Raw genomic sequence first — 23,107 nt, forward strand, 5'->3', positions numbered from 1 at the left:
TCAGCCGAAGAAGTTGCGGACGTGGTGGAGGCCGTCGATCAGCGCGTCCACCTCGCCGGGCGTGGAGTACAGGTAGAACGACGCCCTGGTGGTCGCCGGAATTCCGTACCGCAGGCAGACCGGCCGTGCGCAGTGGTGGCCGACCCGGACCGCGATGCCCTGCTCGTCGAGGACCTGGCCGACGTCGTGCGGGTGGATGTCGCCGAGCGTGAAGGAGATCGCCGCGCCGCGGTCGACGGCCGTGCGCGGGCCGATGATCCGCAGGTCGGGCACCTCGGCGAGGCGCTCGATGGCGTACGCGGTGATCGCGTGCTCGTGCGCGGCGACCTTGTCCATGCCGATCGCCGACAGGTAGTCGATGGCGGCGCCGAGGCCGACGGCCTGGGCGATCGGCGGGGTCCCGGCCTCGAACTTGTGCGGCGCGGGGGCGTAGGTGGACGAGCCCATGGTGACGGTCTCGATCATCTCGCCGCCGCCGAGGAACGGCGGGAGGTCCTCCAGCAGCTCCTGGCGGCCCCAGAGCACGCCGATGCCGGTGGGGCCGAGCATCTTGTGGCCGGTGAAGGCGACGAAGTCGGCCTCCAGCGCCTGCACGTCGAGCACGGCGTGCGGGGCGGCCTGCGAGGCGTCGATGGCGACCAGCGCGCCGACCGACTGCGCCTTGCGGACGATGGCGTCCACCGGGTTGACGGTGCCCAGCAGGTTGGAGACCAGGGTGACCGAGACGATCTTCGTCTTCTCGGTGATCAGCTCGTCCATGTTCGACAGGTCGAGCCGGCCCTCGTCGGTGAGCGAGAACCACTTCAGCTTCGCGCCGGTGCGCTGCGCGAGCAGCTGCCACGGCACGATGTTGGAGTGGTGCTCCATCTCGGTGATGACGATCTCCGAGTCGGCGTCGACCCGGTACGGCTCCTCGGCCCAGCCCAGCATGTTGGCGACCAGGTTGAGCGACTCGGAGGCGTTCTTGGTGAAGATCACCTCGTTGCGGCTGGGCGCGTTGATGAAGGACGCGACCTTGTCCCGGGCGCCCTCGTACAGCGCGGTGGCCTCCTCGGCGAGCACGTGCACGCCGCGGTGGACGTTGGCGTTGTGCTGCTCGTAGTAGGCGTTGAGCGCGTCCAGCACCTGGCGCGGCTTCTGCGAGGTCGCCGCGTTGTCCAGGTACACCAGGGGCTTGCCGTCGTGCAGCTGCCGCGACAGGACCGGGAAGTCCTTGCGGATGGCGTCGGTGTCGAGGAGTCCGGTCAGATGGGAATGGGTCACTCGGAAGCGCCGCCCTTCACGTAGCTCTCGTAGCCCTCTTCCTCCAGCTTGTCGGCGAGTTCGGCGCCGCCGGACTCGACGATCCTGCCGCTCGCGAAGACGTGCACGTAGTCGGGCTTGATGTAGCGCAGGATGCGGGTGTAGTGGGTGACCAGCAGGGTGCCGACCTCACCGGTCGAGCGGACCCGGTTGATGCCCTCGGAGACGACCCGCAGCGCGTCGACGTCGAGGCCGGAGTCGGTCTCGTCGAGGATGGCGACCTTCGGCTTGAGCAGCTCCAGCTGGAGGATCTCGTGGCGCTTCTTCTCGCCGCCGGAGAAGCCCTCGTTGACGTTGCGCTCGGCGAACGCCGGGTCCATCTGCAGGGCGGCCATCGCCTCCTTGACCTCCTTGACCCACAGCCGCAGCTTGGGGGCCTCGCCGCGGACGGCGGTGGCGGCGGTGCGCAGGAAGTTGGAGACCGAGACGCCGGGCACCTCGACCGGGTACTGCATGGCCAGGAAGAGGCCGGCCCGGGCGCGCTCGTCGACGGACATCTCCAGCACGTCCTCGCCGTCCAGCAGCACCTGGCCGCCGGTGACGGTGTACTTGGGGTGGCCGGCCAGCGAGTAGGCCAGGGTGGACTTGCCGGAGCCGTTCGGACCCATGATCGCGTGGGTCTCGCCCTGCTTGACGGTCAGGTCGACGCCCTTGAGGATCTCGCGGGGGCCGCCCTCAGCCTCGACGGAGACGTGCAGGTCGCGGATTTCAAGCGTTGCCATGGGGTACTCAGTTCTCCTGGTTGACGGAGACGAGCACATCGTCCCCTTCGATCTTTACGGGGTAGACGGCGACCGGCCTGGTCGCGGGCAGCCCGGACGGCTTGCCGGTGCGCAGGTCGAAGCTGGAGCCGTGCAGCCAGCACTCGATCCTGCAGTCCTCGACCTCGCCCTCGGACAGCGAGACGTTGGCGTGCGAGCAGGTGTCGTTGATGGCGAACACGCCCTCGTCGGTGCGGACGATCGCCACCGGGACGCCGTTCAGCTCCACCTTCTTGGGCACGTCCTCCTGCAGGACGCTCAGCGCGCAGGCCCGGACGTAGCTCATGCCACGGTCTCTTCCAGCTCGGCCTCGATCTTCTCCAGCAGCCGGTCCTGGATCTCGGCGACGCCGATCTGCTGGACCAGCTCGGCGAAGAAGCCGCGCACCACCAGGCGGCGGGCCTCGTCGGCCGGGACGCCGCGGGACTGCAGGTAGAACAGCTGCTCGTCGTCGAAGCGGCCGGTCGCGGAGGCGTGGCCGGCGCCGACGATCTCGCCGGTCTCGATCTCCAGGTTGGGCACGGAGTCGACCCGGGCGCCGTCGGTGAGCACCAGGTTGCGGTTGAGCTCGTAGGTGTCGGTGCCGAGCGCGGCGGCCCGGATCAGCACGTCGCCGATCCACACCGCGTGCGCGTCCTGGCCCTGCAGCGCGCCCTTGTAGGCGACGTTGGAGCGGCAGTGCGGGGTGTCGTGGTCGATCACCAGGCGGTGCTCCAGGTGCTGACCGGCGTCCGCGAAGTACAGGCCGAACAGCTCGGCCTCGCCGCCGGGGGCCGCGTAGTTGACCCGCGGGTGCAGGCGCACCACGTCGCCGCCGAAGGTGACGACCACCGACTTGAAGGTGGCGTCCCGGCCGACCAGCGCGTTCTGCTGGGCGACGTGCACCGCGTCGCGCTCCCAGTCCTGGACGGAGACGAAGGTCAGCTTGGCGCCGTCGCCGACCAGCAGGTCGACGTTGGCGGCGCGGGTGCCGGTGCCGGTGTGGTTGAGCACCACGACGGCCTCGGCGAACGGCTTGACCTCGATCACCAGGTGGGCGAAGCGGACGCCGCCCTCGCCGTGCACGTCGATCCGGACCGGCTCGGTGAGCACCGTCTCCTTGGGGACGGTCACCACCAGCGCCTGCTCGAAGGCGCTGAACGCCTGCGCGGCGACCCGGTCCACCGGGGTGCCGGCCTTGCCGACCCGGGCGTCCTCGCGGCCGACCAGCTCGGAGGTGACGCCCTCCGGCAGCCCCAGCTCGATCTTGTCGGAGCCCGCGCCGTCACGGACGGCACCCTCGGCGGCGTTGCCGTCGTGCAGCCCGCCGAGGCGGTGCAGCGGGGTGAACCGCCAGTCCTCCTCGCGGCCGGTGGGCACCGGGAAGTCGTTGACGTCGAAGGACGGCTTGACGGCGACCCGGGCGTCGATCGGCTGCCGGACGGTGTCGCGCCCGGTGCCCGGGCCGGCGAGCTGCTCGCCGGCGCCGGCGGTGCCGACCTCGATCGATCCGGCGGTGGTGGAGCCGGGGGTGTTCTGCTCAGCCATGGCTGTTCGTGTTGCTCTCTTTCGGGAATGGTCGGCGGGCGGCGGGTGCTGACGGCGCGTCAGCCGACCGCGCCCTCCATCTGCAGCTCGATCAGCCGGTTCAGCTCCAGCGCGTACTCCATCGGCAGCTCACGGGCGATCGGCTCGACGAAGCCGCGCACGATCATCGCCATCGCCTCGGTCTCGCTCAGGCCGCGGCTCATCAGGTAGAACAGCTGGTCCTCGGAGACCTTGGAGACGGTCGCCTCGTGGCCCATCGACACGTCGTCCTCGCGGACGTCCACGTACGGGTAGGTGTCCGAGCGGGAGACGGTGTCCACCAGCAGCGCGTCGCACAGCACGTTCGACTTGGCGCCGTGCGAACCCTCGCCGATCTCGATCAGGCCCCGGTAGGAGGTGCGGCCGCCGCCGCGCGCCACCGACTTGGAGACGATGTGCGAGGAGGTGTTCGGCGCCATGTGGACCATCTTCGCGCCGGCGTCCTGGTGCTGGCCCTCGCCCGCGAAGGCGATCGACAGGGTCTCGCCCTTGGCGTGCTCGCCCATCAGGTAGACGGCCGGGTACTTCATGGTGACCTTGGAGCCGATGTTGCCGTCGACCCACTCCATGGTCGCGCCCTCGTACGCCACGGCGCGCTTGGTGACCAGGTTGTAGACGTTGTTCGACCAGTTCTGGATGGTCGTGTAGCGGCAGCGGCCGCCCTTCTTGACGATGATCTCGACCACCGCGGAGTGCAGCGAGTCCGAGGAGTAGATCGGCGCGGTGCAGCCCTCGACGTAGTGGACGTAGGCGTCCTCGTCGACGATGATCAGCGTCCGCTCGAACTGGCCCATGTTCTCGGTGTTGATCCGGAAGTAGGCCTGCAGCGGGATGTCCACGTGCACGCCCTTCGGCACGTAGATGAACGAGCCGCCGGACCACACCGCGGTGTTCAGCGCGGCGAACTTGTTGTCGCCGGCCGGGATGACGGTGCCGAAGTACTCCTTGAAGAGCTCCGGGTGCTCCTTGAGCGCGGTGTCGGTGTCCAGGAAGATGACGCCCTGCTCCTCCAGGTCCTCGCGGATCTGGTGGTAGACGACCTCGGACTCGTACTGCGCGGCCACGCCGGCCACCAGGCGCTGCTTCTCCGCCTCCGGGATGCCCAGCTTGTCGTAGGTGGCCTTGATGTCGGCGGGCAGGTCCTCCCAGGACTCGGCCTGCTTCTCGGTGGAGCGCACGAAGTACTTGATGTTGTCGAAGTCGATGCCCGACAGGTCGGAGCCCCAGGTCGGCATGGGCTTCTTGCCGAACAGCTTGAGTCCCTTGAGGCGGAGGTCGAGCATCCACTCGGACTCGCTCTTCTTCGCCGAGATGTCGCGGACCACGTCCTCGCTCAGGCCGCGCTTGGCGGTGGCGCCGGCGGTGTCCGAGTCGGCCCAGCCGTACTCGTACGTGCCGATGCCTTCGAGCTCGGGGTGTGCGATGTCAGTCATGCGAGGTTCCTCCGCGCGGACGAGCCGTTTTCGATGGGGGACGTACCGGCAGTCGGCACGGCACCGGGCGCCCCGGCGGGCGACGGTGCGGCACCGGATGCCGGCACATACGTGGTGCAGACCCCGTCGCCGTGGGCGATGGTGGCCAGCCGTTGCACATGGGTACCCAGGAGCTGCGAGAAGACCTCGGTCTCCGCCTCGCAGAGCTGCGGGAACTGCTCGGCGATGTGCGCGACCGGGCAGTGGTGCTGGCAGAGCTGCGCGCCGGCCGGTGCGGCGGGCGCAGCGGCGGCGGGCGGGACGCGCCGCACCGTGGCAGCGTACCCGTCGGCGCTGAGCGCCTCGGCCAGCGCCTCGGCGCGCTGCCCGGCGGCGGCCGCCGCCAGGGCGTCCTGGTACTTCAGGCCCTGCTTGGCGAGCCGGGCCCGGGCGAAGGCGGCGACCGCCTCCTCGCCCGCCTTGCCGCCGCCGGCCGCGTCCGAGATCCAGCGCAGCGCGTCGGCGGCGAGCTGGTCGTAGGCCTGGTAGAAGGCGCTGCGGCCGCTGTCGGTGAGCGCGAACACCTTGGCCGGGCGGCCGCGGCCGCGGCTGCCGTAGACCCGCTGCTCGCGGGCGTCGACCAGCCCGGCGGCGGCCAGGCCGTCCAGGTGGCGGCGGACCGCGGCGGGGGTCAGGCCGAGGCGGCTGGCCAGGTCGGCGGCCGAGGACGGGCCGTGGTCCAGGATCGAACGGGCGACCCGGTCCCGGGTCGCCGGGTGGCCCTCGGCGAGGGCCTCCGCCGCCGTCGCGGGCACGGCACAGCCGGGAGCGTCGGGCTCCCGGTGCTGGGCGTCGTGCTCGCGGATGTTTTTCACAACACGATTGTTGCGTAATTCGTCCGACGGAGACAAGCCGTGACCCACGCCTCATCGGTGTCGTCCGTCACGAAAGGCAAGCCTTACCCGAAACGGGTCGTGAGCTGCTCCTAGACTCGCCGGTATGCATGCAGACCCCGCCGTCGAGGTGACCGCACTGGTCAAGCGGTACGGCGACAAGACCGCCGTGGACGGGCTGAGCCTGGCCATCGCCCGGGGCACCGTCACCGCGGTGCTGGGGCCCAACGGCGCGGGCAAGACCACCACGATCGAGACCTGCGAGGGCTACCGCCGCCCCGACGCGGGCACCGTCCGGGTCCTCGGCCTGGACCCGGTGGCGCAGGCCGCCCGGCTCAAGCCGCGGATCGGCGTGATGCTCCAATCGGGGGGCGTGTACGCCGGTGCGCGCGCCCTCGAAATGCTCCACCACACCGCCAGGCTGTACGCCGACCCGCTGCCCGTCGGCCCGCTCGCCGAGCGCCTGGGCCTGGACTCCTGCGGCCGCACTCCCTACCGCCGGCTCTCCGGCGGCCAGCAGCAGCGCCTCGCCCTGGCGATGGCCGTGGTCGGCCGTCCCGAGCTGGTCTTCCTGGACGAGCCCACCGCCGGCCTCGACCCGCAGGCCCGCCGCGCCACCTGGGACCTGGTCACCGAGCTGCGCGCCGCCGGCGCCACCGTCGTCCTCACCACCCACCAGATGGACGAGGCCGAGCAGCTCGCCGACGACGTCGCGATCGTCGACCGGGGCCGGGTCGTCGCCCAGGGCTCCCCCGACGAGCTGCGCGGCTCCGAGGCCCTGCTGCGCTTCGACGGCCCGCCCGGCCTCGACCTGGCCGGCCTGCGCAAGGTCCTGCCCGACCGGGCCGCCGTCACCGAACCCTCCCCCGGCTCCTACCGCGTCGAGGCCGAACTCGACGCGGCCCTGCTGGCCGCCGTCACCGGCTGGTGCGCCGGGGCGGGCGTGATGCCCGACCGGCTCGCCGTGCAGCGTCGCAGCCTCGAAGACGTCTTCCTCGACCTGACCGGACGGGAACTGCGATGACCGCCACCGACCTCACCCCCCGCCCCGGCGCCGCGCCGGTCGGCCGGATGCTGCTCGCGCAGACCGCCCTGGAGACCAGGATGCTGCTGCGCAACGGCGAGCAGCTGCTGCTCACCGTGGTCATCCCGACCGTGCTGCTGGTGCTGTTCTCCGCGGTCGACGTGGTCGCCGTGGACGGCCCGGGCAAGCGGGTCGACTTCCTGGCGCCCGGCCTGCTGGCGCTGGCCGTGATGTCCACCGCGTTCACCGGGCAGGCCATCGCCACCGGCTTCGAGCGCCGCTACGGCGTGCTCAAGCGCCTGGGCGCCACGCCGCTGCCGCGCTGGGCGCTGCTGTCCGCGAAGACCGGCTGCGTGCTGGTCACCGAGCTGCTGCAGGTGCTGCTGCTGTCCGCGATCGCGCTGGCGCTGGGCTGGTCCCCGCACGGCGACCCGCTGTCGGTGCTGCTCCTGCTGGTGCTGGGCACCGCCGCGTTCTCGGGCCTGGGCCTGCTGATGGCGGGCACCCTGCGGGCGGAGGCCACGCTGGCCGGCGCCAACCTGGTGTTCGTCCTGCTGCTGCTGGCCGGCGGCGTGGTCGTCCCGCTGTCGAAGTTCCCGGACGCGGTGCGCCCGGTGCTGGAGCTGCTGCCGATCTCGGCGCTCTCCGACGGCCTGCGCTCGGTCCTCCAGCTCGGCGGCGGCGTCCCCTGGGCGGACCTGGGCGTGCTGGCCGCCTGGTCGGTGCTCGGCCTGGCCGCCGCGGCCCGGTTCTTCCGCTGGGAGTGAGCCCGCACGGCGGCGGCCCCGGGAGCGGTGCTCCCGGGGCCGTCGCTTCTCGGGCCGTCGCTTCTCGGGCCGTCGGTCAGGAGGCGTTGCCGGCCTTCTTGCGGCGCGCCGCGTAGACGATGCCGCCGCCCGCGGCGAGCACCGCGGCGCCGCCGACGGTCAGCGGCAGGATGCCGTCCGCGCCGGTGAACGCCAGGCCGCCACCGCCGCCGCTGTCCGACCCGCCGCCGGCGGAGCCGGGGTGGCCGGCAGACGGGGACGGGGACGGGGAGGCGCCGGTGGAGCCGCTCGGCTTCGGGCCGGTGGGGCCGCCGGGGGTCGGCGACCGGGTGCCGCCGGGGGTGGCGGCGCCCTCCGAGGGCTTCGGGCTCGCGGTGCCGCCCGGGGTGGTGGCGCTCTCCGAGGGCCTGGGGCTCTCGGACGGCGCGGTGGTGGTGCCGGGCAGGCAGCCGGCGAACGGGTAGTGGTGGGTCTCGGCGCCGCCGCTGCCGGTCAACGACTTCGCCCACACCGAGCCGTTGACCGGGCCGCCGGTGCCCAGGTCGAACGCCGCGTCCGGGGCCAGGACGCTGCCCGGCCAGGCGTTGCCGCTGTGCTTGGTGACCGAGGTCGCGGCCGGGAGGTTCCACAGCAGCCTGGCGCGCTCGGCGCCGCCGTCCGCGGACTGCGACTTGTCGTCCTGGACGTACTCGCCCTTGGCGTTGTCCCAGATCCAGAACCCGGTGGTCGGGCTCTTGGTCTGGTCGTAGGAGCCGCCGGCCACGTTGATGATCGTGGTGGAGCCCGCCGGGACCTTCAGGTGGACGTCGCCGGCCTTCTGCAGCACGCCGGCCGCGACGGTGAAGACGTTGACGGTCGCGTCGGTGCCGGTGAAGGTGATCGTCCGGCCGTCCACGGCGGGCGCCCCGCCGGTGGTCTTCGCCAGCTCGGTGGAGACGTGCCGCAGGTTGGCGAACTCCTTGGCGAAGTCGATCGGGGAGGCGCCCTTGGTGACGCCCTCCAGCCCGCCCTTGCCGATCCGGTTGCCGGCGTAGACGCCCTTGCCCTTCATGACCTGGACGTGGGCGTTGTTCTGGATCAGGTCGCCGCCGACCACCAGCGAGTAGCCGCCGGGCAGGGCATCGGTCTCGGCCTTGGTGAGCTCGTTGCCGACGGTGAAGCCGGACTTGCTGAAGTCGGCGTCGCCGCCGACCGCCACCGCGCCCTCCGCGTCCGGGCTGTGGGTGTCGTCGCCCTCGATGAACTCGCCGTACTTGCCGGCGACGCCGAGGTCGAAGCAGGTGCCGCCCCGCGTGGGTGAGGCGGTCGCCGTGGTCGGGACGACCAGTGCCGCGAGGGCGAGCGAGCCGCCGAGCGCCACGGCGGCGGCGGATATGGACTTGCGCATGTGCAGGACTCCGCGTGTGGGTGCGGGCAGGAGCGTGAGATGAGCCCAACCCGGAAAAAGGTATGGACCAATCCGCACTCTTTCGGCCGTTCGCGCGGCCGGTCAAGGCAGTTGACCGACACGCTCGAATTGATCCTTTTTGTCTGCGGGGCGGGACGGAGCCCTCCGCCCGGTACGGGAGTCCGGCGGCCCGCCGCGCCCGCCCGCCGCCCGGGGCCGGAGCACGGCGTAAGCCCGCCTACGATGGTCCGGTGACCAACCCGTTCTCCCTCCTCGCCGAACGCTGGCACCCCACCCCGCAGCACGTCCGCCGGGCGGCGCTGGCCGCACTGGTGATGAGCGTGGTGATCGTGGTGACCGGCGGCGCCGTCCGGCTGACCGCCTCCGGGCTGGGCTGCACCACCTGGCCGCGCTGCACCGCCGACAGCCTGACGCCGACGCCCGCGATGGGCGTCAACGGCGTCATCGAGTTCACCAACCGGATGCTCACCTACGTGCTGTGCGCGGCGATCGGCTGGGCGATCCTGGCCGCCCGCTGCGCGAAGCCGTGGCGGCGCTCGCTGACCAGGCTGGGCTGGGCCCAGTTCTGGCTGGTGATGAGCAACGCGGTGATCGGCGGCGTCACCGTCCTGACCGGCCTGAACCCGTACATCGTGGCGGTGCACATGGTGGCCGCGATGGCCCTGGTGTGGGTCGCGGTGCTGATGTGGGAGCGGAGCGCGGAGGGCGACGGCGAGCCGCGCGCCCTGGTCGCCGAGCCGATCCGGCGGCTGGCCCTGGTGCTGGTCGCGGTGATCGGCCTGCTGGTGCTGGCCGGCACCCTGGTCACCGGCGCGGGCCACCACCCGGGCGCCTCCTCCAAGGACGGCAAGCCGGTGTACCGCATCCCGATCGACTACGACCGCCTGGTCCAGGCCCACGCCGACCTGGTGTTCCTCTCGGTGGGCCTGACGCTGGCCGCGCTGCTGGTGTTCGCCGCGGTCAAGGCCCCGCCGGCCGCCCGGGCCCGGGTGCGGGAGCTGTTCGTCCTGCTGCTGCTGCAGGGCGTGCTGGGCTTCGTGCAGTACTTCACGGACGCCCCGGAGGTCATGGTCGGCCTGCACATGCTGGGCGCCGCGCTGATCTGGGGCGCCGCCCTGCGCGTCCCGCTGGCCCTGCGCGGCCGGGCCGGCATCCCGGCCCAGTCGGCCGCCCCGGCCGCCGAACTGGTCGCCTGACCGCTCCCGTCACCCCCTGCCCCGGTGCGGGACCGGCTCGCGCGGGATCCGCCGGGCCGGCCTGAAACCGGTGCCGAGGGCGTGCGCGCCCCGGCCGACCGCCGCTCCTGCGCCGTCACCCCCGCCCCCGCCGGCCGCACACCCGGTCGGCCGGGGCCGAACGGGCCGTCCCCGCCCCGCTGGACGAGGCGCCGACCGCGCGGAACGCGCGGGAGCGCGGACAGCTGTCCGCGCTCCCGCTGGAACTCGCCGTACCGGACCGGCGCGTCAGATCTGGATGCCCGCCATCCGCTTCCACTCGTACGGGCCGGTCTTCACCTTCAGGCCCAGCTCGCCGTCGAACTCCTCGCGCAGGGTGAGCCCGGCGAGCTCGGCGGCCCGGCGGCCGATCGCGTAGCTCGGCGCGACCTGGTCGCCCCAGGCGCCGTCGGCGCCGACCAGGACGATCCGGGTGCCGATGGCTCCGACGTACTCCACGACGCCCTCGGCGCTGCCGCCGTGCCGCGCGGCGAAGCTGCTCAGGTGCTTGGCAATGCGCTTGGCGCGGCGCTCGGCGCGGGCGTCCGGCGCGACGGTGGTGGCGGTGTCCGGGTTGGTCATGCCCGCATGCTACCCAGCGGTAGTGCCGGTGGCGACGGCAGCGGGCTGTGCCGGAGCCCACATCGCGCGCACCCGGCCCGCCCCGCCGGGCCCCGGGCCCACCGGGCGGGCGTGCCGGACGGGGACGGTCATCCGGGGCTCACGGCCGCGTCGGACGGCGGCGGGGCGGCGGGGCGCGGCACGGCCCCCACGGGGGCGGCGGTCAGCTGGCCGGCCCCGGCGTAGGCGCGGGCGAAGTCGGCGCCCTCCGGGCCGGGGGCAGCGATCCGGCGGATCCGCTCCAGCCGCAGCCGCAGCGCGAACTCGCGCTGCTCGGGCGGCAGCCCGGCGGGCAGGTGGAGCAGGTCGAGCAGCCGGTCGGAGAACTCCTGGGTGCGCCAGGCCGCCTCCAGCCGGCGCCGCTGGTAGCCGTCCAGCGCCCCGGTGTCGCCGCCGAGCAGGTCGGCGGTCAGCGCGCCGGCCAGGTCGGCGGCGTCGGCGACGGCCGAGTTGAGGCCCTTGGCGCCGGACGGGGTGACGGTGTGCGCGGCGTCCCCGGCCAGCAGCAGCCGCCCGTGCCGCATCCGGCGGGCGACCCGGCCGCGCATCCGCAGCACGCCGGTCTCCAGCAGCTCGCCGGGCACCGGGTCGGCGCCGCCGAGCCCGAGCCGCCGCCCCAGCTCGCCCCGGATCCGCTCCGGCGCCCACTCCTCGACCCGCTCCCCGGCGGGCACCTCCAGGTAGAACCGGCCGACGTCCGCGGTGCGCGGCATCATCCCGGCGAACCCGTCGGCGTGCACCGCGTAGCGCACCGCCGCCACCGGCCGGTCGATCCGGGCCAGCACGGTCAGCCAGTCGTACGGGTAGCGGCGGGCCGGGCCCTCCGCGCGGTCGGGGAAGGCGGCGGCGACCACGCCGTGCGCGCCCTCGCAGCCGACCGCGTACTCGGCCCGCAGCTCCCCCTCCGCGGTGCGCAGCACGGGCCGGCCCGTGCCGTCCGCCGCCACCGCCGCGACCGGCGATCCGAACGCGATCGTCCCGCCGTCCGCCTCGTAGGCGGCGATCAGGTCGCGCACCAGCGACTGCTGCGGGTACACCCAGTGCCGCGCGCCGCCGGACAGCGCCCCGTAGTCGACGGTGACCCGCTCGCCGAGGCAGACGATCTCGCACCGCCCGTGCCGCTCGCCCTCCGCGACCAGCCGGTCCGCCAGCCCCAGCCCGCGCAGGTGCTCCACCACCCGGTGCTCCAGCACCCCGGCCCGGGCGGCGCGCTCCAGTTCGGCCCGGGTGAGCCGCTCGTGGACGGCGGTGTCGACGCCGGCCCGGCGCAGCAGGTGGGCCAGCACCAGCCCGGCGGGCCCGGCGCCGACGATCGCGACGGTGGTGCTGCGGGGGCTCACCGGCGGCTCCCCACGGCGAGCGGGGCGGCGGGCGGCACCCGGACGGGCGCGACGACGGAGTGCGGTGGCATCGGTGGGCTCCCCCGGGAGGCGTCGGCGGACGACGGGGCCGCGTCCGCGCCGGTGTCCCCGGACGGCGGCGGCCGTCCCGCAACCTAGCAGTGGACGGGGGGCCGGTCCCAACGGGAAGGGGTCGCCGCTGACGGAACGTCACTCCTCCGACCGCCGTTCCCGCCGCGCGGCGTGAATACTGTCCGGGTGAACGATTTCCGTGGCTGGCCGGCCGAGGCGCTGGAGTTCTACGAGCACCTGGAGGCCGACAACTCGAAGACCTTCTGGACCGCGCACCGCGCGGTGTACGACGAGGTCGTGCGGGCACCGATGGAGGCCCTGCTGGCCCGGCTGGAGCCGGAGTTCGGGCCGGGGAAGATCTTCCGGCCGAACCGGGACGTCCGGTTCTCCGCCGACAAGTCCCCGTACAAGACGCACGTCGGCGGGTACCTGGAGTCCGGCGGCTACGTGCAGCTGTCCGCCGACGGGCTGGCCTGCGGGCTGGGCTACTACCGCCTGGCGAGCGACCAGCTGGCCCGGTACCGCGCCGCGGTGGCCGAGGACGTGCCGGGCGCCGAGCTGGAGCGGGTGGTGGCGGCCGTCCGCGCGGCCGGGCCGCAGGTGGTGGGGCGGGACAGCCTGAAGACCGCGCCGCGCGGCGTGGCCAAGGACCACCCGCGGATCGAACTGCTGCGCCACAGGGGCCTGATCGCCTGGCAGGAGTGGGAGCCCGCGGCCTGGCTGGGCACCGCCGAGGCGTACGGCCGGATCACCGGCTTCCTGCGCGCGGCGCAGCCGCTGCACGAGTGGCTGGAGAACCACGTCGGCCCCAGCGAGCTTCCGCCGCGCTGAGGCCGAGGGGTGGTGCGAGGAGGGGGCGTCAGCCCACGAAGGGGTCGATCGCGACGACCAGGAACAGCAGGGTCAGGTACGTGATCGACCAGTGGAACAGCCGCATCTCCTTGAGCTTGGCGCCCACGATGCCGGCCCTGGCGCGCGACTGGAGGGCGTACGCCTCCTTCATCCACAGCGCGCCGAGGACGGCGGCGGCGGACGGGTACAGCCAGCTGGTGTGCGCGGCGGGCCACAGCAGCAGCGAGGTCGCCACCATCACCCAGGAGTAGGCGACGACCTGCTTGGCGACGCCGATGTTGCCGCGGATCACCGGCAGCATCGGCACGCCGGCCTTGGCGTAGTCGTCGCGGACCTTCATCATCAGCACCCAGGTGTGCGGCGGCGTCCAGAAGAACACCACCAGGAACAGCACCACGGCCGCCCAGGACAGCGAGTTCGTGACCGACGACCAGCCGACCAGCACCGGCATGCAGCCGGCGATGCCGCCCCAGACGACGTTCTGCGAGGTGCGGCGCTTGAGGCCCAGGGTGTAGACGAAGACGTAGAACAGCAGGGCGCCCAGCGCGAGCGCCGAGGAGAGCCAGTTGACCAGGGTGCCGAGCCAGACGGTGGAGACCGCGGCCAGCACCACGCCGAAGACCAGCGCCTCGCGCGGGGAGACCATGCCGGTGACGATCGGGCGCCGCTCGGTGCGGGACATCACCGCGTCGATGTCGCGGTCGATGTACATGTTGAGCGCGTTGGCGCCGCCCGCCGAGAGGTAGCCGCCGACGACCACCGCGAGCACCCGCCACAGGTTGGGCACGCCGCCCTGGGCGAGGAACATCACCGGTACCGTGGAGATCAGGAGCAGTTCGATGATCCGGGGTTTGGTGAGGGCCACGAAGGCCCCGACGCGGGCCCCGAACGGCCGGGGCGCGGTCCTCGTCCCTACCACCACCCCTGCGGGGCGGGATTCGACGGCGGTCACGGACACCTCAACAGTCGATGAACTTCCACAGGCGACCCGGAGACCCGCAGGGTGCCCGCCGTCCGCTCTGCGCGTACCACGCAACCATAGACGTTCCATATCTCCCGATCCGCCCCGGGGTCCCCGGCGAGCCGCCCCCGCCACCGTCTCGCCCCTCGGAACGGGCAAACCCTCCCCGTACGGGTGAAGCTGGGACAGAGCGGTTGACGCGCGCCGGTGGAATGCGGCGCGGCGGTCTCACGTTGCCCCGGCACAGAGGGTGAGGTGCGCCGCAAACGGTAGGCTCGCACGGAGAAGCGGGATCAACCCTCCGTGATCGGCACCAGCCACAGCGGCGTGGCCGAGCAGTCCCCTTCACGGGGTCACACTTCACAGAATCCGGAAGGAGCCCTGAGTCAGGGTGAGCACCACGCCGAACGTCTTTGAGTGGAGCGAGGCGGACCAGCGGGCCGTCGACACGGCCCGGGTCCTGGCCATGGACGCCGTGCAGAAGGTCGGGAACGGGCACCCCGGAACCGCCATGTCGCTGGCTCCCGCCGCGTACCTGATCTTCCAGCGCTTCCTGCGCCACGACCCGACCGACCCGGCCTGGGTGGGTCGCGACCGCTTCGTGCTCTCCCCCGGGCACACCTCCCTCACGCTGTACACCCAGCTGTTCCTGTCCGGCTACGGACTGTCGCTGGACGACCTGAAGGCCTTCCGGGTCGCCGGCAGCCGCACCCCCGGCCACCCCGAGCACGGCCACACCGCGGGCGTGGAGACCACCACCGGCCCGCTCGGCCAGGGCATCGGCAACGCGGTCGGCATGGCGATGGCCGCCCGCTACGAGCGCGGCCTGTTCGACCCGGACGCGGCGCCCGGCACCTCGCCGTTCGACCACACCGTCTGGGCGATCGTCTCCGACGGCGACCTGGAGGAGGGCATCTCCGCGGAGGCGTCCTCGCTGGCCGGCCACCAGAAGCTGGGCAACCTGGTCGCGCTGTACGACGACAACCACATCTCGATCGAGGGCGACACCGAGACCGCCTTCTCCGAGGACGTGCTGGCCCGCTACGAGGCGTACGGCTGGCACGTGCAGCGGGTCGCCCCGAAGTCCGACGGCGACATCGACGTGGCCGCGCTGGCCGAGGCCCTGGAGGCCGCCCGGGCCGAGACCGGCAAGCCGTCGATCATCGCGATGCGCACCATCATCGCCTGGCCCGCGCCCAACGCCCAGAACACCGGCAAGGCGCACGGCTCGGCCCTCGGCGACGCCGAGATCGCCGCCACCAAGAAGGTGCTGGGCTTCAACCCGGACAAGACCTTCGAGGTCACCGACGAGGTCCTCGCCCACGCCCGCGAGGTCGTCGGGCGCGGCCAGGCCGCCCGCTCCGAGTGGGAGGGCCGGCTCGCCGAGTGGCGCGCCGCCAGCCCGGAGCGCGCCGCCGAGTTCGACCGGATCCAGTCCGGTGAGCTGCCCGCCGACTGGGAGAAGGCCGTCCCGGTCTTCCCGGCCGGCAAGGACGTCGCCACCCGCAAGGCCTCCGGCGACACCCTGAAGGCGCTCGGCGCGATCGTCCCCGAGCTGTGGGGCGGCTCCGCCGACCTCGCCGAGTCGAACCTGACCACCATCGACGAGGAGTCGTCCTTCCTGCCGGAGGGCAACCCGCTCAAGAGCGCCTCGCCGTACGGCCGGACGATCCACTTCGGCATCCGCGAGCACGCCATGGGCTCGATCATGAACGGCATCGCGCTGCACGGCGGCACCCGCGTCTACGGCGGCACCTTCCTGGTGTTCTCCGACTACATGCGCCCCGCGGTCCGGCTCGCCGCCCTGATGAAGCTGCCGGTCACCTACGTCTGGACGCACGACTCGATCGGCCTCGGCGAGGACGGCCCGACCCACCAGCCGATCGAGCACCTGGCCGCGCTGCGCGCCATCCCCGGCCTCTCCGTGGTCCGCCCGGCGGACGCCAACGAGACCGCCGTGGTGTGGCGCACCGTGCTGGAGCGGCAGACCAGCCACCCCGGCCCGGTCGGCCTGGCGCTGACCCGGCAGGGCGTGCCGACCTTCGACCGCGAGGTGTTCGGCTCCGCCGAGGGCGCGGCCAGGGGCGGCTACGTGCTGGCCGAGGCCACCGGCGGCGTGCCGAAGGTCATCCTGATCGGCACCGGCTCCGAGGTGCAGATCGCCGTGGCGGCCCGCGAGGTGCTGGAGGCCGAGGGCGTCCCGACCCGGGTGGTATCGCTGCCGTCGGTGGAGTGGTTCAACGAGCAGGACCAGGCGTACCGCGACAGCGTGCTGCCGCCGGCCGTCAGGGCCCGGGTCTCGGTCGAGGCGGGCATCGCCCAGGGCTGGCGCGAGCTGGTCGGCGACGCCGGCCGGATCATCAGCCTGGAGCACTTCGGCGCCTCCGCCGACTACAAGGTGCTGTACCAGGAGTTCGGCCTCACCGCCGAAGCGGTGACCAACGCCGCCCGTGCCTCGCTGCGCACGGTCGAGGCCGTCTCCCGCTGACGCGCTGACCCGCCCGGTCCGGGGTATCCGCACTACCCCGGACCGGCCCACCGGACTCCCACAGACGTACGAATTGAAGAAGAGGGACTGAGTACCATGACCGACGCTTTGAACCGCCTCAGCGAAGAAGGCGTGGCGATCTGGCTCGACGACCTGAGCCGGGAGCGCCTGAACTCCGGCAACCTGGCCGAGCTGGTGCAGGAGAAGCACGTCGTCGGCGTCACCACCAACCCGACCATCTTCCAGAAGGCCATCGGCGGCGGCAGCGCCGCCTACGACGGCCAGCTGACCGACCTGGCGGTGCGCGGTGTCACCACCGAAGAGGCCGTCCGCATGATCACCACTTCGGACGTGCGGGACGCCGCCGACGTGCTGCGCCCCGTCTACGACGCCTCCAACGGCCGCGACGGCCGGGTCTCCATCGAGGTCGACCCGCGCCTGGCGCACCGCACCGACGCCACCGTCGCCGAGGCCAAGCAGCTGTGGTGGCTGGTCGACCGCCCGAACGTGCTGATCAAGATCCCCGCCACCATGGGCGGCCTGCCCGCGATCAGCCAGGTCCTCGCCCGGGGCATCAGCGTCAACGTCACGCTGATCTTCTCCCTGGAGCGCTACAAGGCCGTCATCGACGCCCACCTGTCCGGCCTGGAGCAGGCCAAGGCCGCCGGCCTGGACCTCTCGCAGATCGAGTCGGTCGCCTCGTTCTTCGTCTCCCGGGTGGACACCGAGATCGACAAGCGCCTGGAGGCGGTCGGCACCCCCGAGGCCAAGGAGCTGCGCTCCAAGGCCGCGCTGGCCAACGCCCGCCTCGCCTACCAGGCGTACGAGGAGGTCTACGGCTCGGTCGACGGCTCCAAGCCGGCCTCGGCCCGCTGGGCGGCCCTGGAGGCGGCCGGCGCCAAGCCGCAGCGCCCGCTGTGGGCGTCCACCGGCGTCAAGGACCCGAACCTGCCGGACACCCTGTACGTGACCGAGCTGGTCGCCCCGGGCACCGTCAACACCATGCCCGAGGCCACCCTGGACGCCACCGACGACCACGGGCAGGTCACCGGCGACACCATCACGACGAACTACGCCGACGCCAAGGCCGTCCTCGACGCGGTCGCCGCCGCGGGCGTCGACTACGACGACGTGGTCCAGGTCCTGGAGGACGAGGGCGTCAGCAAGTTCGAGGCCTCCTGGGCCGAACTGCTCGACACCGTCACCGCGGCGCTCGAAGCCCACGCCAAGAACTGACACCTGCTCACGAACTGACGCAACGAAAGCGGAGCACACCACAGTGAGCAACACACAGCCCTACCCGGACGTGGTGGGTCCGGAGCCGAGCGAGGGCGACACCCCCGACCGGCCCGTCAACCCGCTGCGCGACCCCGCCGACCGGCGGCTGCCGAGGATCGCCGGCCCGTCCGGACTGGTGATCTTCGGTGTCACCGGCGACCTGTCGCGCAAGAAGCTGATGCCGGCGGTCTACGACCTCGCCAACCGCGGCCTGCTGCCGCCGGGCTTCTCCCTGGTGGGCTTCGCCCGCCGCGAGTGGGAGGACGAGGACTTCGCCAACGAGGTGCACGACGCCGTCAAGGAACACGCCCGCACGCCCTTCCGCGAGGAGGTCTGGCAGCAGCTCGCCAAGGGCATGCGCTTCGTCCAGGGCGACTTCGGCGACGACGAGGCGTTCGACACCCTGCGCCGCACGATCGAGGACCTCGACCGGGCGCAGGGCACCGGCGGCAACTTCGCGTTCTACCTGTCGGTGCCGCCGAAGTTCTTCCCGACCGTGGTCCAGCAGCTCAAGAAGCACGGCCTGACCGACCCGCCGGCCGGCTCCTGGCGCCGGGCGGTGATCGAGAAGCCGTTCGGCCACGACCTGGCCAGCGCCCAGGAGTTGAACCGGATCGTGCACGAGGTCTTCCCCCGTGACGAGGTCTTCCGGATCGACCACTACCTGGGCAAGGAGACCGTCCAGAACATCCTGGCGCTCCGTTTCGCCAACCAGATGTTCGAACCGATCTGGAACCGGTCGTACGTCGACCACGTGCAGATCACCATGGCCGAGGACATCGGCATCGGCGGCCGGGCCGGCTACTACGACGGCATCGGCTCCGCCCGTGACGTCATTCAGAACCACCTGCTGCAGCTGATGGCGCTGACCGCCATCGAGGAGCCGGCGTCCTTCCACCCGAAGGCGCTGGTCGCCGAGAAGCTGAAGGTGCTCAGCGCCGTCAAGCTGCCCGCCGACCTGGGCGCGCACACCGTGCGCGGCCAGTACACGGCGGGCTGGCAGGGCGGCCAGGAGGTGGTCGGGTACCTGGACGAGGACGGCATCAACCCCGAGTCCGGGACCGACACCTACGCCGCCATCAAGCTGGAGATCAACAACCGCCGCTGGGCGGGCGTCCCGTTCTACCTGCGCACCGGCAAGCGGCTGGGCCGCCGGGTCACCGAGATCGCGGTGGTCTTCCAGCGCGCCCCGTACCTGCCGTTCGACTCCTACGCCACCGAGGAACTGGGCCAGAACGCCCTGGTGATCCGCGTCCAGCCGGACGAGGGCGTCACCGTGCGGTTCGGCTCGAAGGTCCCCGGCACCGCGCTGGAGGTCCGCGACGTCACGATGGACTTCGCCTACGGCGAGTCCTTTACCGAGTCCAGCCCGGAGGCGTACGAGCGCCTCATCCTGGACGTCCTGCTCGGCGACGCGAACCTCTTCCCGCGGCACCAGGAGGTCGAGCTGTCCTGGCAGATCCTCGACCCGATCGAGCAGTACTGGGACAGCCACGGCAAGCCCGCGCAGTACCCGGCCGGCACCTGGGGGCCGGTCGAGGCGGACGAGATGCTCGCACGAGACGGCAGGAGCTGGCGTCGCCCATGAAGATCGACCTGACCGACACCACGTCCAGCAAGATCAACGCCGCCCTGATGGACGCCCGCCGGGCCAGCGGTTCGACCGCCGCCGGCATGGTGCTGACCCTGGTCATCGTGACCGACGAGGGCAGCGCCTACGACGCCCTGCGGGCCGCCAACGACGCCTCCCGCGAGCACCCCTCGCGGACGCTCGCGGTCATCAAGCGGGCCGGCCGCTCGCCCCGCGCCCGGGCCGAGACCCGGCTGGACGCGGAGATCCTGGTCGGCACCGACGCGGGCAGCGGCGAGACCGTCGTCCTGCGGATGCACGGCGAACTCGCCGCGCACGCCCAGTCCGTGGTGCTGCCGCTGCTGCTGCCGGACGCCCCCGTGGTGGTCTGGTGGCCGGACAACGCCCCGCTCAACCCGGCCCAGGACCCGCTGGGCGCGCTCGCCCAGCGCCGGATCACCGACGCGGTGACCGCCGAGTCCCCGGTCGGCCAGCTCGCCCAGCGGGCGGCCGGCTACACCCCCGGCGACACCGACCTCGCCTGGACCAGGATCACCGGCTGGCGCTCCATGCTGGCCGCCGCCCTGGACCAGCGCGACGTCGAGATCACCGGCGCCGTGGTCGAGGGCGAGTCGTACAACCCCAGCGTCGAACTGCTCGGCCTGTGGCTGCACAACCGCCTGCACGTCCAGGTCGAGCGGGTCGTCACCGGCGGCCCCGGCATCACCGCCGTCCGGCTGCGCACCGCGGACGGCGACATCACGCTCGACCGCCCCGACGGCCTGCTCGGCACGCTCTGCATGCCCGGCGCGCCCGACCGGATGGTCGCGCTCAAGCGGCGCGACACCGCCGAGCTGATCGCCGAGGAACTGCGTCGCCTCGACCCCGACGACATCTACGCCACCGCCGTCCGGACCCCGATCGACCGGCTGCGCGAGCGGATCGCCGGAGTCGAGCACGCGGGCCCCGGCGGCACCGTGGAGGCCCACGCGGCCGCCGCGGAAGCCCCGGAGCAGGACGCCCCGGAGCAGGAGGAGTCGCCCAAGGCCGTCGAGGCCGCGGTCGCCAACCCGGCCCGGGTCACCGCCAAGCCGTCGAAGAAGGCCGCCCCGGCGGCCAAGAAGAGCGCCGCCCCGCGCAAGCGGAGCGGGCAGTGAGCACCGACCGGGTCCTGGTCCACCGGGACGCCGCGCTGCTCGCCCAGGCGGCGGCCGCCCGGCTGCTCACCGCCCTGGCCGACGCCCAGTCCGCCCGCGGCACCGCACACCTGGTGCTCACCGGCGGCCGCAACGGCAACGCCCTGCTGGCCGCGCTCGCCGCCCACCCGGCGCGCGACGCGGTCGACTGGGCGCGCGTCGACCTGTGGTGGGGCGACGAGCGCTACCTGCCGGCCGGCGACCCGGAGCGCAACGCCGTCCAGGCCGCCGCGTTCCTGGACGCCGTCCGGCCGCTGGGCGCCCGGGTGCACGAGATGCCCCCGGCCGACGGCACCCCCGCCGAGACCGCCGCCGACCGGTACGCCGCCGACCTGGCCGCGGCCGCCGCCCCCGGCGAGCGGCTGCCGGTCTTCGACGTGCTGCTGCTCGGCGTCGGCCCCGACGCGCACGTCGCCTCGCTCTTCCCCGGTCACCCCGGCACCGAGCGGACCGACGGCACCGTCATCGCCGTCCACGACTCGCCCAAGCCCCCGCCCACCCGCCTCTCCCTCACCCTCCCGGCTCTCCAGCACGCCCGCCAGGTCTGGCTGCTGGCCGCCGGCGAGGACAAGGCCGAGGCGGTCGCCCTGGCCCGCACCTCCCCCGGAGCCGCCAAGGCCCCGGCCGGCGCGGTCCACGGCACCGAGCTGACCCTGTGGCTGCTGGACGGGTCGGCGGCCGCCGAACTCGCCTGAGTCCGTGACGCGGAAGGCCCGGCCCCCCACCGGGGGCCGGGCCTCTCCCGTTGCCGGCCGGGAGGCGGCGAACGGCGAACGCGAAGGGCGCCACCGGTGACCGGTGGCGCCCTTCGCGGGTCGCTCTGCTCAGATCTCGCCGCGCAGCTTGGCCAGCGCCTCGGCGAGGATCGCCTCGCCGTCGGCGTCGGTGCGGCGCTCGCGGACGTAGGCGAGGTGGGTCTTGTAGGGCTCGTTGCGGGCCGGGGCGGGCGGGTTGTGCTCGTCCTGGCCGGCCGGGAAGCCGCAGCGCGGGCAGTCCCAGGTGTCGGGGATGGCCGCCTCGGCGGCGAAACTCGGGCGCGTCTCGTGCTTGTTGGCGCACCAGAAGGAGATGCGGTTGCGCGGGGCGGACTCGCCGCGCTCCGCTTCGCCCATCGGGCCGGCGCCGACTCTGCTGCCTCGGATCGCGTTGCCACTTGCCACGGTCTGACTCCCTGCGTGCTGGTGCCGTCCGGCCGCGGCTGGGCGGACGGTGGCGAAGTCGTCCTAGTGTAAGCGGGAGTTAAGCCATCGCCACCATCGCCCGCCGACTTCGTCTCAGTTGTTCTTGAGCAGCAGCCCGAGGACCACGATGCACGCGAACCATGCGATGCCCAGGATCACCGTGATCCGGTCGAGGTTGCGCTCGGCCACCGCGGAGCCGCCACCCGTGGAGGCCGCGCCGCCACCGAACATGTCGGACAGGCCGCCGCCCTTGCCCTTGTGCAGCAGCACCATCAGGATCAGCATCAGGCTGAAGAAAATCAGAGCAATCTCGAACCCGAGAACCACGACGGACCAACTCTCTCGAATCTTCGGCGAAGGGGCCGGGCCCGCTCCACGCGGTCCGGCCCCAAAGCCTACGTTGCCGCAGGGGCGTTAGCCTACTGCCTGCTCACGGTAGCGCACGATCTTGACGAACTCGTCGGCGTCCAGCGAGGCACCGCCGATCAGGCCGCCGTCGACGTCGGGCTTGGCCATCAGACCGGCCGCCGACGAGGACTTCACCGAACCGCCGTACAGCACGCGGACCTTGTCGGCCAGCTCGGCACCGTACAGCTCGGCGAGGCGGCCCCGGATCGCGCCGCAGACCTCCTGCGCGTCCTCGGGGGTGGCGACCTCGCCGGTGCCGATCGCCCAGACCGGCTCGTACGCGACGACGATGCTCTCGGCGTCCGAGGCCGGGACGCCGTCGAGGGCGCCGTCGAGCTGGGCGAGGGTGTGCTCGACGTGGGTGCCGGCCTTGCGGATCTCCAGCGGCTCGCCGATGCACAGGATCGGGGTGATCCCGTTGCGGTAGGCGGCCTTCACCTTGGCGTTGACGATCTCCTCGTTCTCGCCGTGGTACTGGCGGCGCTCGGAGTGGCCGATCACCGCGTAGGAGACCTTCAGCTTCGCCAGCATCGGGCCGGACACCTCGCCGGTGTAGGCGCCGCCGTCGTGCTGGGAGATGTCCTGCGAGCCGTACTTGAGCTTCAGCTTGTCGCCGTCGACCAGGGTCTGCACCGAGCGCAGGTCGGTGAACGGGACCAGGACGGCGACCTCGACGGCCTCGTAGTCCTTGTCGGCCAGCGAGAACGCCAGCTTCTGGGTGTGCTGGATGGCCTCGAGGTGGTCGAGGTTCATCTTCCAGTTGCCCGCCATCAGCGGGAGACGCTCAGTCATG

The 23,107-nt window shown here is 72.8% G+C and carries 22 protein-coding genes; 9 read left to right on the plus strand and 13 right to left on the minus strand.

The genetic code is table 11. From position 1 onward, the window contains the following. From OO48_RS03065 to OO48_RS03090, 6 genes are read right to left on the minus strand one after another with little or no spacing between them, the layout of a single operon-like run. Entirely contained in the window at positions 1-1,263 is a 1,263-nt protein-coding gene (locus tag OO48_RS03065) for a cysteine desulfurase (protein ID WP_033212552.1), read from the minus strand. Beyond that, positions 1,260-2,024 carry a Fe-S cluster assembly ATPase SufC gene (gene sufC / locus OO48_RS03070; protein WP_033212553.1) on the minus strand — a complete coding sequence of 255 codons (765 nt, stop codon included), beginning with the start codon at positions 2,022-2,024 and terminating at the stop codon, positions 1,260-1,262. Before sufC ends, OO48_RS03065 begins: the two co-directional genes overlap by 4 nt. A gap of 7 nt (positions 2,025-2,031) precedes the next feature. Beyond that, positions 2,032-2,349, minus strand: a complete 318-nt coding sequence (locus tag OO48_RS03075) for a non-heme iron oxygenase ferredoxin subunit (RefSeq protein WP_033212555.1) — start codon at positions 2,347-2,349, stop codon at positions 2,032-2,034. Next, complete coding sequence (gene sufD, locus OO48_RS03080) at positions 2,346-3,590, minus strand: Fe-S cluster assembly protein SufD (RefSeq protein ID WP_033212557.1); 1,245 nt, start codon at positions 3,588-3,590, stop codon at positions 2,346-2,348. The genes OO48_RS03075 and sufD overlap by 4 nt, the downstream gene beginning before the upstream one ends. Before the next feature lie 59 nt (positions 3,591-3,649). After that, positions 3,650-5,062 (minus strand): Fe-S cluster assembly protein SufB, encoded by a 1,413-nt coding sequence (sufB, locus tag OO48_RS03085; protein WP_033212559.1) that lies wholly within the window; start codon positions 5,060-5,062, stop codon positions 3,650-3,652. Next, complete coding sequence (locus tag OO48_RS03090; protein WP_033212561.1) at positions 5,059-5,916, minus strand: helix-turn-helix transcriptional regulator; 858 nt, start codon at positions 5,914-5,916, stop codon at positions 5,059-5,061. Before OO48_RS03090 ends, sufB begins: the two co-directional genes overlap by 4 nt. A 124-nt stretch (positions 5,917-6,040) precedes the next feature. Between OO48_RS03090 and OO48_RS03095 the strand changes: the two genes are divergently transcribed. Next, positions 6,041-6,958: an ABC transporter ATP-binding protein gene (locus OO48_RS03095; protein WP_033212563.1), complete on the plus strand. Its 918-nt coding sequence runs from the start codon at positions 6,041-6,043 to the stop codon at positions 6,956-6,958. Further along, on the plus strand, positions 6,955-7,725 hold the full coding sequence (locus tag OO48_RS03100; RefSeq protein WP_033212564.1) for an ABC transporter permease: 771 nt from the start codon (positions 6,955-6,957) through the stop codon (positions 7,723-7,725). The genes OO48_RS03095 and OO48_RS03100 overlap by 4 nt, the downstream gene beginning before the upstream one ends. Positions 7,726-7,801: 76 nt before the next feature. On the opposite strand, the gene OO48_RS03105 is transcribed toward OO48_RS03100, so the two are convergent. After that, positions 7,802-9,112, minus strand: coding sequence for a choice-of-anchor A family protein (locus OO48_RS03105; RefSeq protein WP_033212565.1), 1,311 nt, complete (start codon positions 9,110-9,112; stop codon positions 7,802-7,804). 251 nt (positions 9,113-9,363) lie between these two features. On the opposite strand from OO48_RS03105, the gene OO48_RS03110 reads away from it, so the two are divergent. After that, on the plus strand, positions 9,364-10,329 hold the full coding sequence (locus OO48_RS03110) for a COX15/CtaA family protein (protein WP_033212566.1): 966 nt from the start codon (positions 9,364-9,366) through the stop codon (positions 10,327-10,329). A 267-nt stretch (positions 10,330-10,596) separates the two neighbouring features. Here the strand turns inward: OO48_RS03110 and OO48_RS03115 are convergent, their stop codons facing one another. Next, positions 10,597-10,929, minus strand: a complete 333-nt coding sequence (locus OO48_RS03115) for a hypothetical protein (protein ID WP_033212567.1) — start codon at positions 10,927-10,929, stop codon at positions 10,597-10,599. Positions 10,930-11,057: 128 nt separating this feature from the next. Further along, positions 11,058-12,308: an FAD-dependent monooxygenase gene (locus OO48_RS03120; protein ID WP_081951877.1), complete on the minus strand. Its 1,251-nt coding sequence runs from the start codon at positions 12,306-12,308 to the stop codon at positions 11,058-11,060. 258 nt (positions 12,309-12,566) lie between these two features. Between OO48_RS03120 and OO48_RS03125 the strand changes: the two genes are divergently transcribed. Beyond that, positions 12,567-13,211, plus strand: a complete 645-nt coding sequence (locus OO48_RS03125; RefSeq protein ID WP_033212568.1) for a DUF2461 domain-containing protein — start codon at positions 12,567-12,569, stop codon at positions 13,209-13,211. Positions 13,212-13,239: 28 nt separating this feature from the next. Here OO48_RS03125 and OO48_RS03130 read toward each other — a convergent pair whose 3' ends face one another. Beyond that, positions 13,240-14,184: a heme o synthase gene (locus tag OO48_RS03130; RefSeq protein ID WP_033212731.1), complete on the minus strand. Its 945-nt coding sequence runs from the start codon at positions 14,182-14,184 to the stop codon at positions 13,240-13,242. A gap of 400 nt (positions 14,185-14,584) precedes the next feature. Between OO48_RS03130 and tkt the strand changes: the two genes are divergently transcribed. The 5 genes from tkt to pgl all read left to right on the plus strand — a co-directional run bounded on the left by tkt (position 14,585) and on the right by pgl (position 21,420). Then, complete coding sequence (gene tkt, locus OO48_RS03135; protein ID WP_033212570.1) at positions 14,585-16,681, plus strand: transketolase; 2,097 nt, start codon at positions 14,585-14,587, stop codon at positions 16,679-16,681. Between the two features lie 96 nt (positions 16,682-16,777). Continuing rightward, complete coding sequence (gene tal, locus OO48_RS03140; RefSeq protein ID WP_033212572.1) at positions 16,778-17,917, plus strand: transaldolase; 1,140 nt, start codon at positions 16,778-16,780, stop codon at positions 17,915-17,917. 73 nt (positions 17,918-17,990) lie between these two features. Continuing rightward, a complete protein-coding gene (gene zwf / locus OO48_RS03145; protein ID WP_051731688.1) occupies positions 17,991-19,547 on the plus strand; it encodes a glucose-6-phosphate dehydrogenase in 1,557 nt (518 codons plus the stop codon). Continuing rightward, a complete protein-coding gene (opcA, locus tag OO48_RS03150) occupies positions 19,544-20,686 on the plus strand; it encodes a glucose-6-phosphate dehydrogenase assembly protein OpcA (RefSeq protein WP_033212574.1) in 1,143 nt (380 codons plus the stop codon). Before zwf ends, opcA begins: the two co-directional genes overlap by 4 nt. Then, positions 20,683-21,420, plus strand: coding sequence for a 6-phosphogluconolactonase (gene pgl, locus OO48_RS03155; protein ID WP_033212576.1), 738 nt, complete (start codon positions 20,683-20,685; stop codon positions 21,418-21,420). The genes opcA and pgl overlap by 4 nt, the downstream gene beginning before the upstream one ends. Positions 21,421-21,549: 129 nt before the next feature. Here pgl and OO48_RS03160 read toward each other — a convergent pair whose 3' ends face one another. The 3 genes from OO48_RS03160 to tpiA form a co-directional block, all read right to left on the minus strand. After that, the gene (locus OO48_RS03160; protein ID WP_014138616.1) at positions 21,550-21,837 is read right to left on the minus strand and encodes an RNA polymerase-binding protein RbpA; all 288 of its coding nucleotides are present in this window, start codon (positions 21,835-21,837) and stop codon (positions 21,550-21,552) included. Between the two features lie 162 nt (positions 21,838-21,999). Beyond that, positions 22,000-22,233, minus strand: coding sequence for a preprotein translocase subunit SecG (gene secG, locus OO48_RS03165; protein WP_033212579.1), 234 nt, complete (start codon positions 22,231-22,233; stop codon positions 22,000-22,002). A gap of 87 nt (positions 22,234-22,320) precedes the next feature. Then, positions 22,321-23,106, minus strand: a complete 786-nt coding sequence (gene tpiA, locus OO48_RS03170) for a triose-phosphate isomerase (protein WP_033212580.1) — start codon at positions 23,104-23,106, stop codon at positions 22,321-22,323. Between the last annotated feature and the right edge of the window lies 1 nt (position 23,107).

Origin of the sequence: Kitasatospora phosalacinea (assembly GCF_000716545.1) — a bacterium.
GTDB classification, from domain to species: Bacteria; Actinomycetota; Actinomycetes; order Streptomycetales; family Streptomycetaceae; genus Kitasatospora; species Kitasatospora phosalacinea.

What these genes read in the sequence shown, in the direction of transcription:
- sufD (WP_033212557.1), bottom strand. Translation starts at nt 3,590, where the DNA reads ATGGCTGAGCAGAACACCCCCGGCTCCACCACCGCCGGATCGATCGAG.
- opcA (WP_033212574.1), top strand. Translation starts at nt 19,544, where the DNA reads ATGAAGATCGACCTGACCGACACCACGTCCAGCAAGATCAACGCCGCC.
- OO48_RS03105 (WP_033212565.1), bottom strand. Translation starts at nt 9,112, where the DNA reads ATGCGCAAGTCCATATCCGCCGCCGCCGTGGCGCTCGGCGGCTCGCTC.
- OO48_RS03160 (WP_014138616.1), bottom strand. Translation starts at nt 21,837, where the DNA reads ATGGGCGAAGCGGAGCGCGGCGAGTCCGCCCCGCGCAACCGCATCTCC.
- sufB (WP_033212559.1), bottom strand. Translation starts at nt 5,062, where the DNA reads ATGACTGACATCGCACACCCCGAGCTCGAAGGCATCGGCACGTACGAG.
- OO48_RS03095 (WP_033212563.1), top strand. Translation starts at nt 6,041, where the DNA reads ATGCATGCAGACCCCGCCGTCGAGGTGACCGCACTGGTCAAGCGGTAC.
- OO48_RS03075 (WP_033212555.1), bottom strand. Translation starts at nt 2,349, where the DNA reads ATGAGCTACGTCCGGGCCTGCGCGCTGAGCGTCCTGCAGGAGGACGTG.
- OO48_RS03115 (WP_033212567.1), bottom strand. Translation starts at nt 10,929, where the DNA reads ATGACCAACCCGGACACCGCCACCACCGTCGCGCCGGACGCCCGCGCC.
- tpiA (WP_033212580.1), bottom strand. Translation starts at nt 23,106, where the DNA reads ATGACTGAGCGTCTCCCGCTGATGGCGGGCAACTGGAAGATGAACCTC.
- tal (WP_033212572.1), top strand. Translation starts at nt 16,778, where the DNA reads ATGACCGACGCTTTGAACCGCCTCAGCGAAGAAGGCGTGGCGATCTGG.
- OO48_RS03100 (WP_033212564.1), top strand. Translation starts at nt 6,955, where the DNA reads ATGACCGCCACCGACCTCACCCCCCGCCCCGGCGCCGCGCCGGTCGGC.
- sufC (WP_033212553.1), bottom strand. Translation starts at nt 2,024, where the DNA reads ATGGCAACGCTTGAAATCCGCGACCTGCACGTCTCCGTCGAGGCTGAG.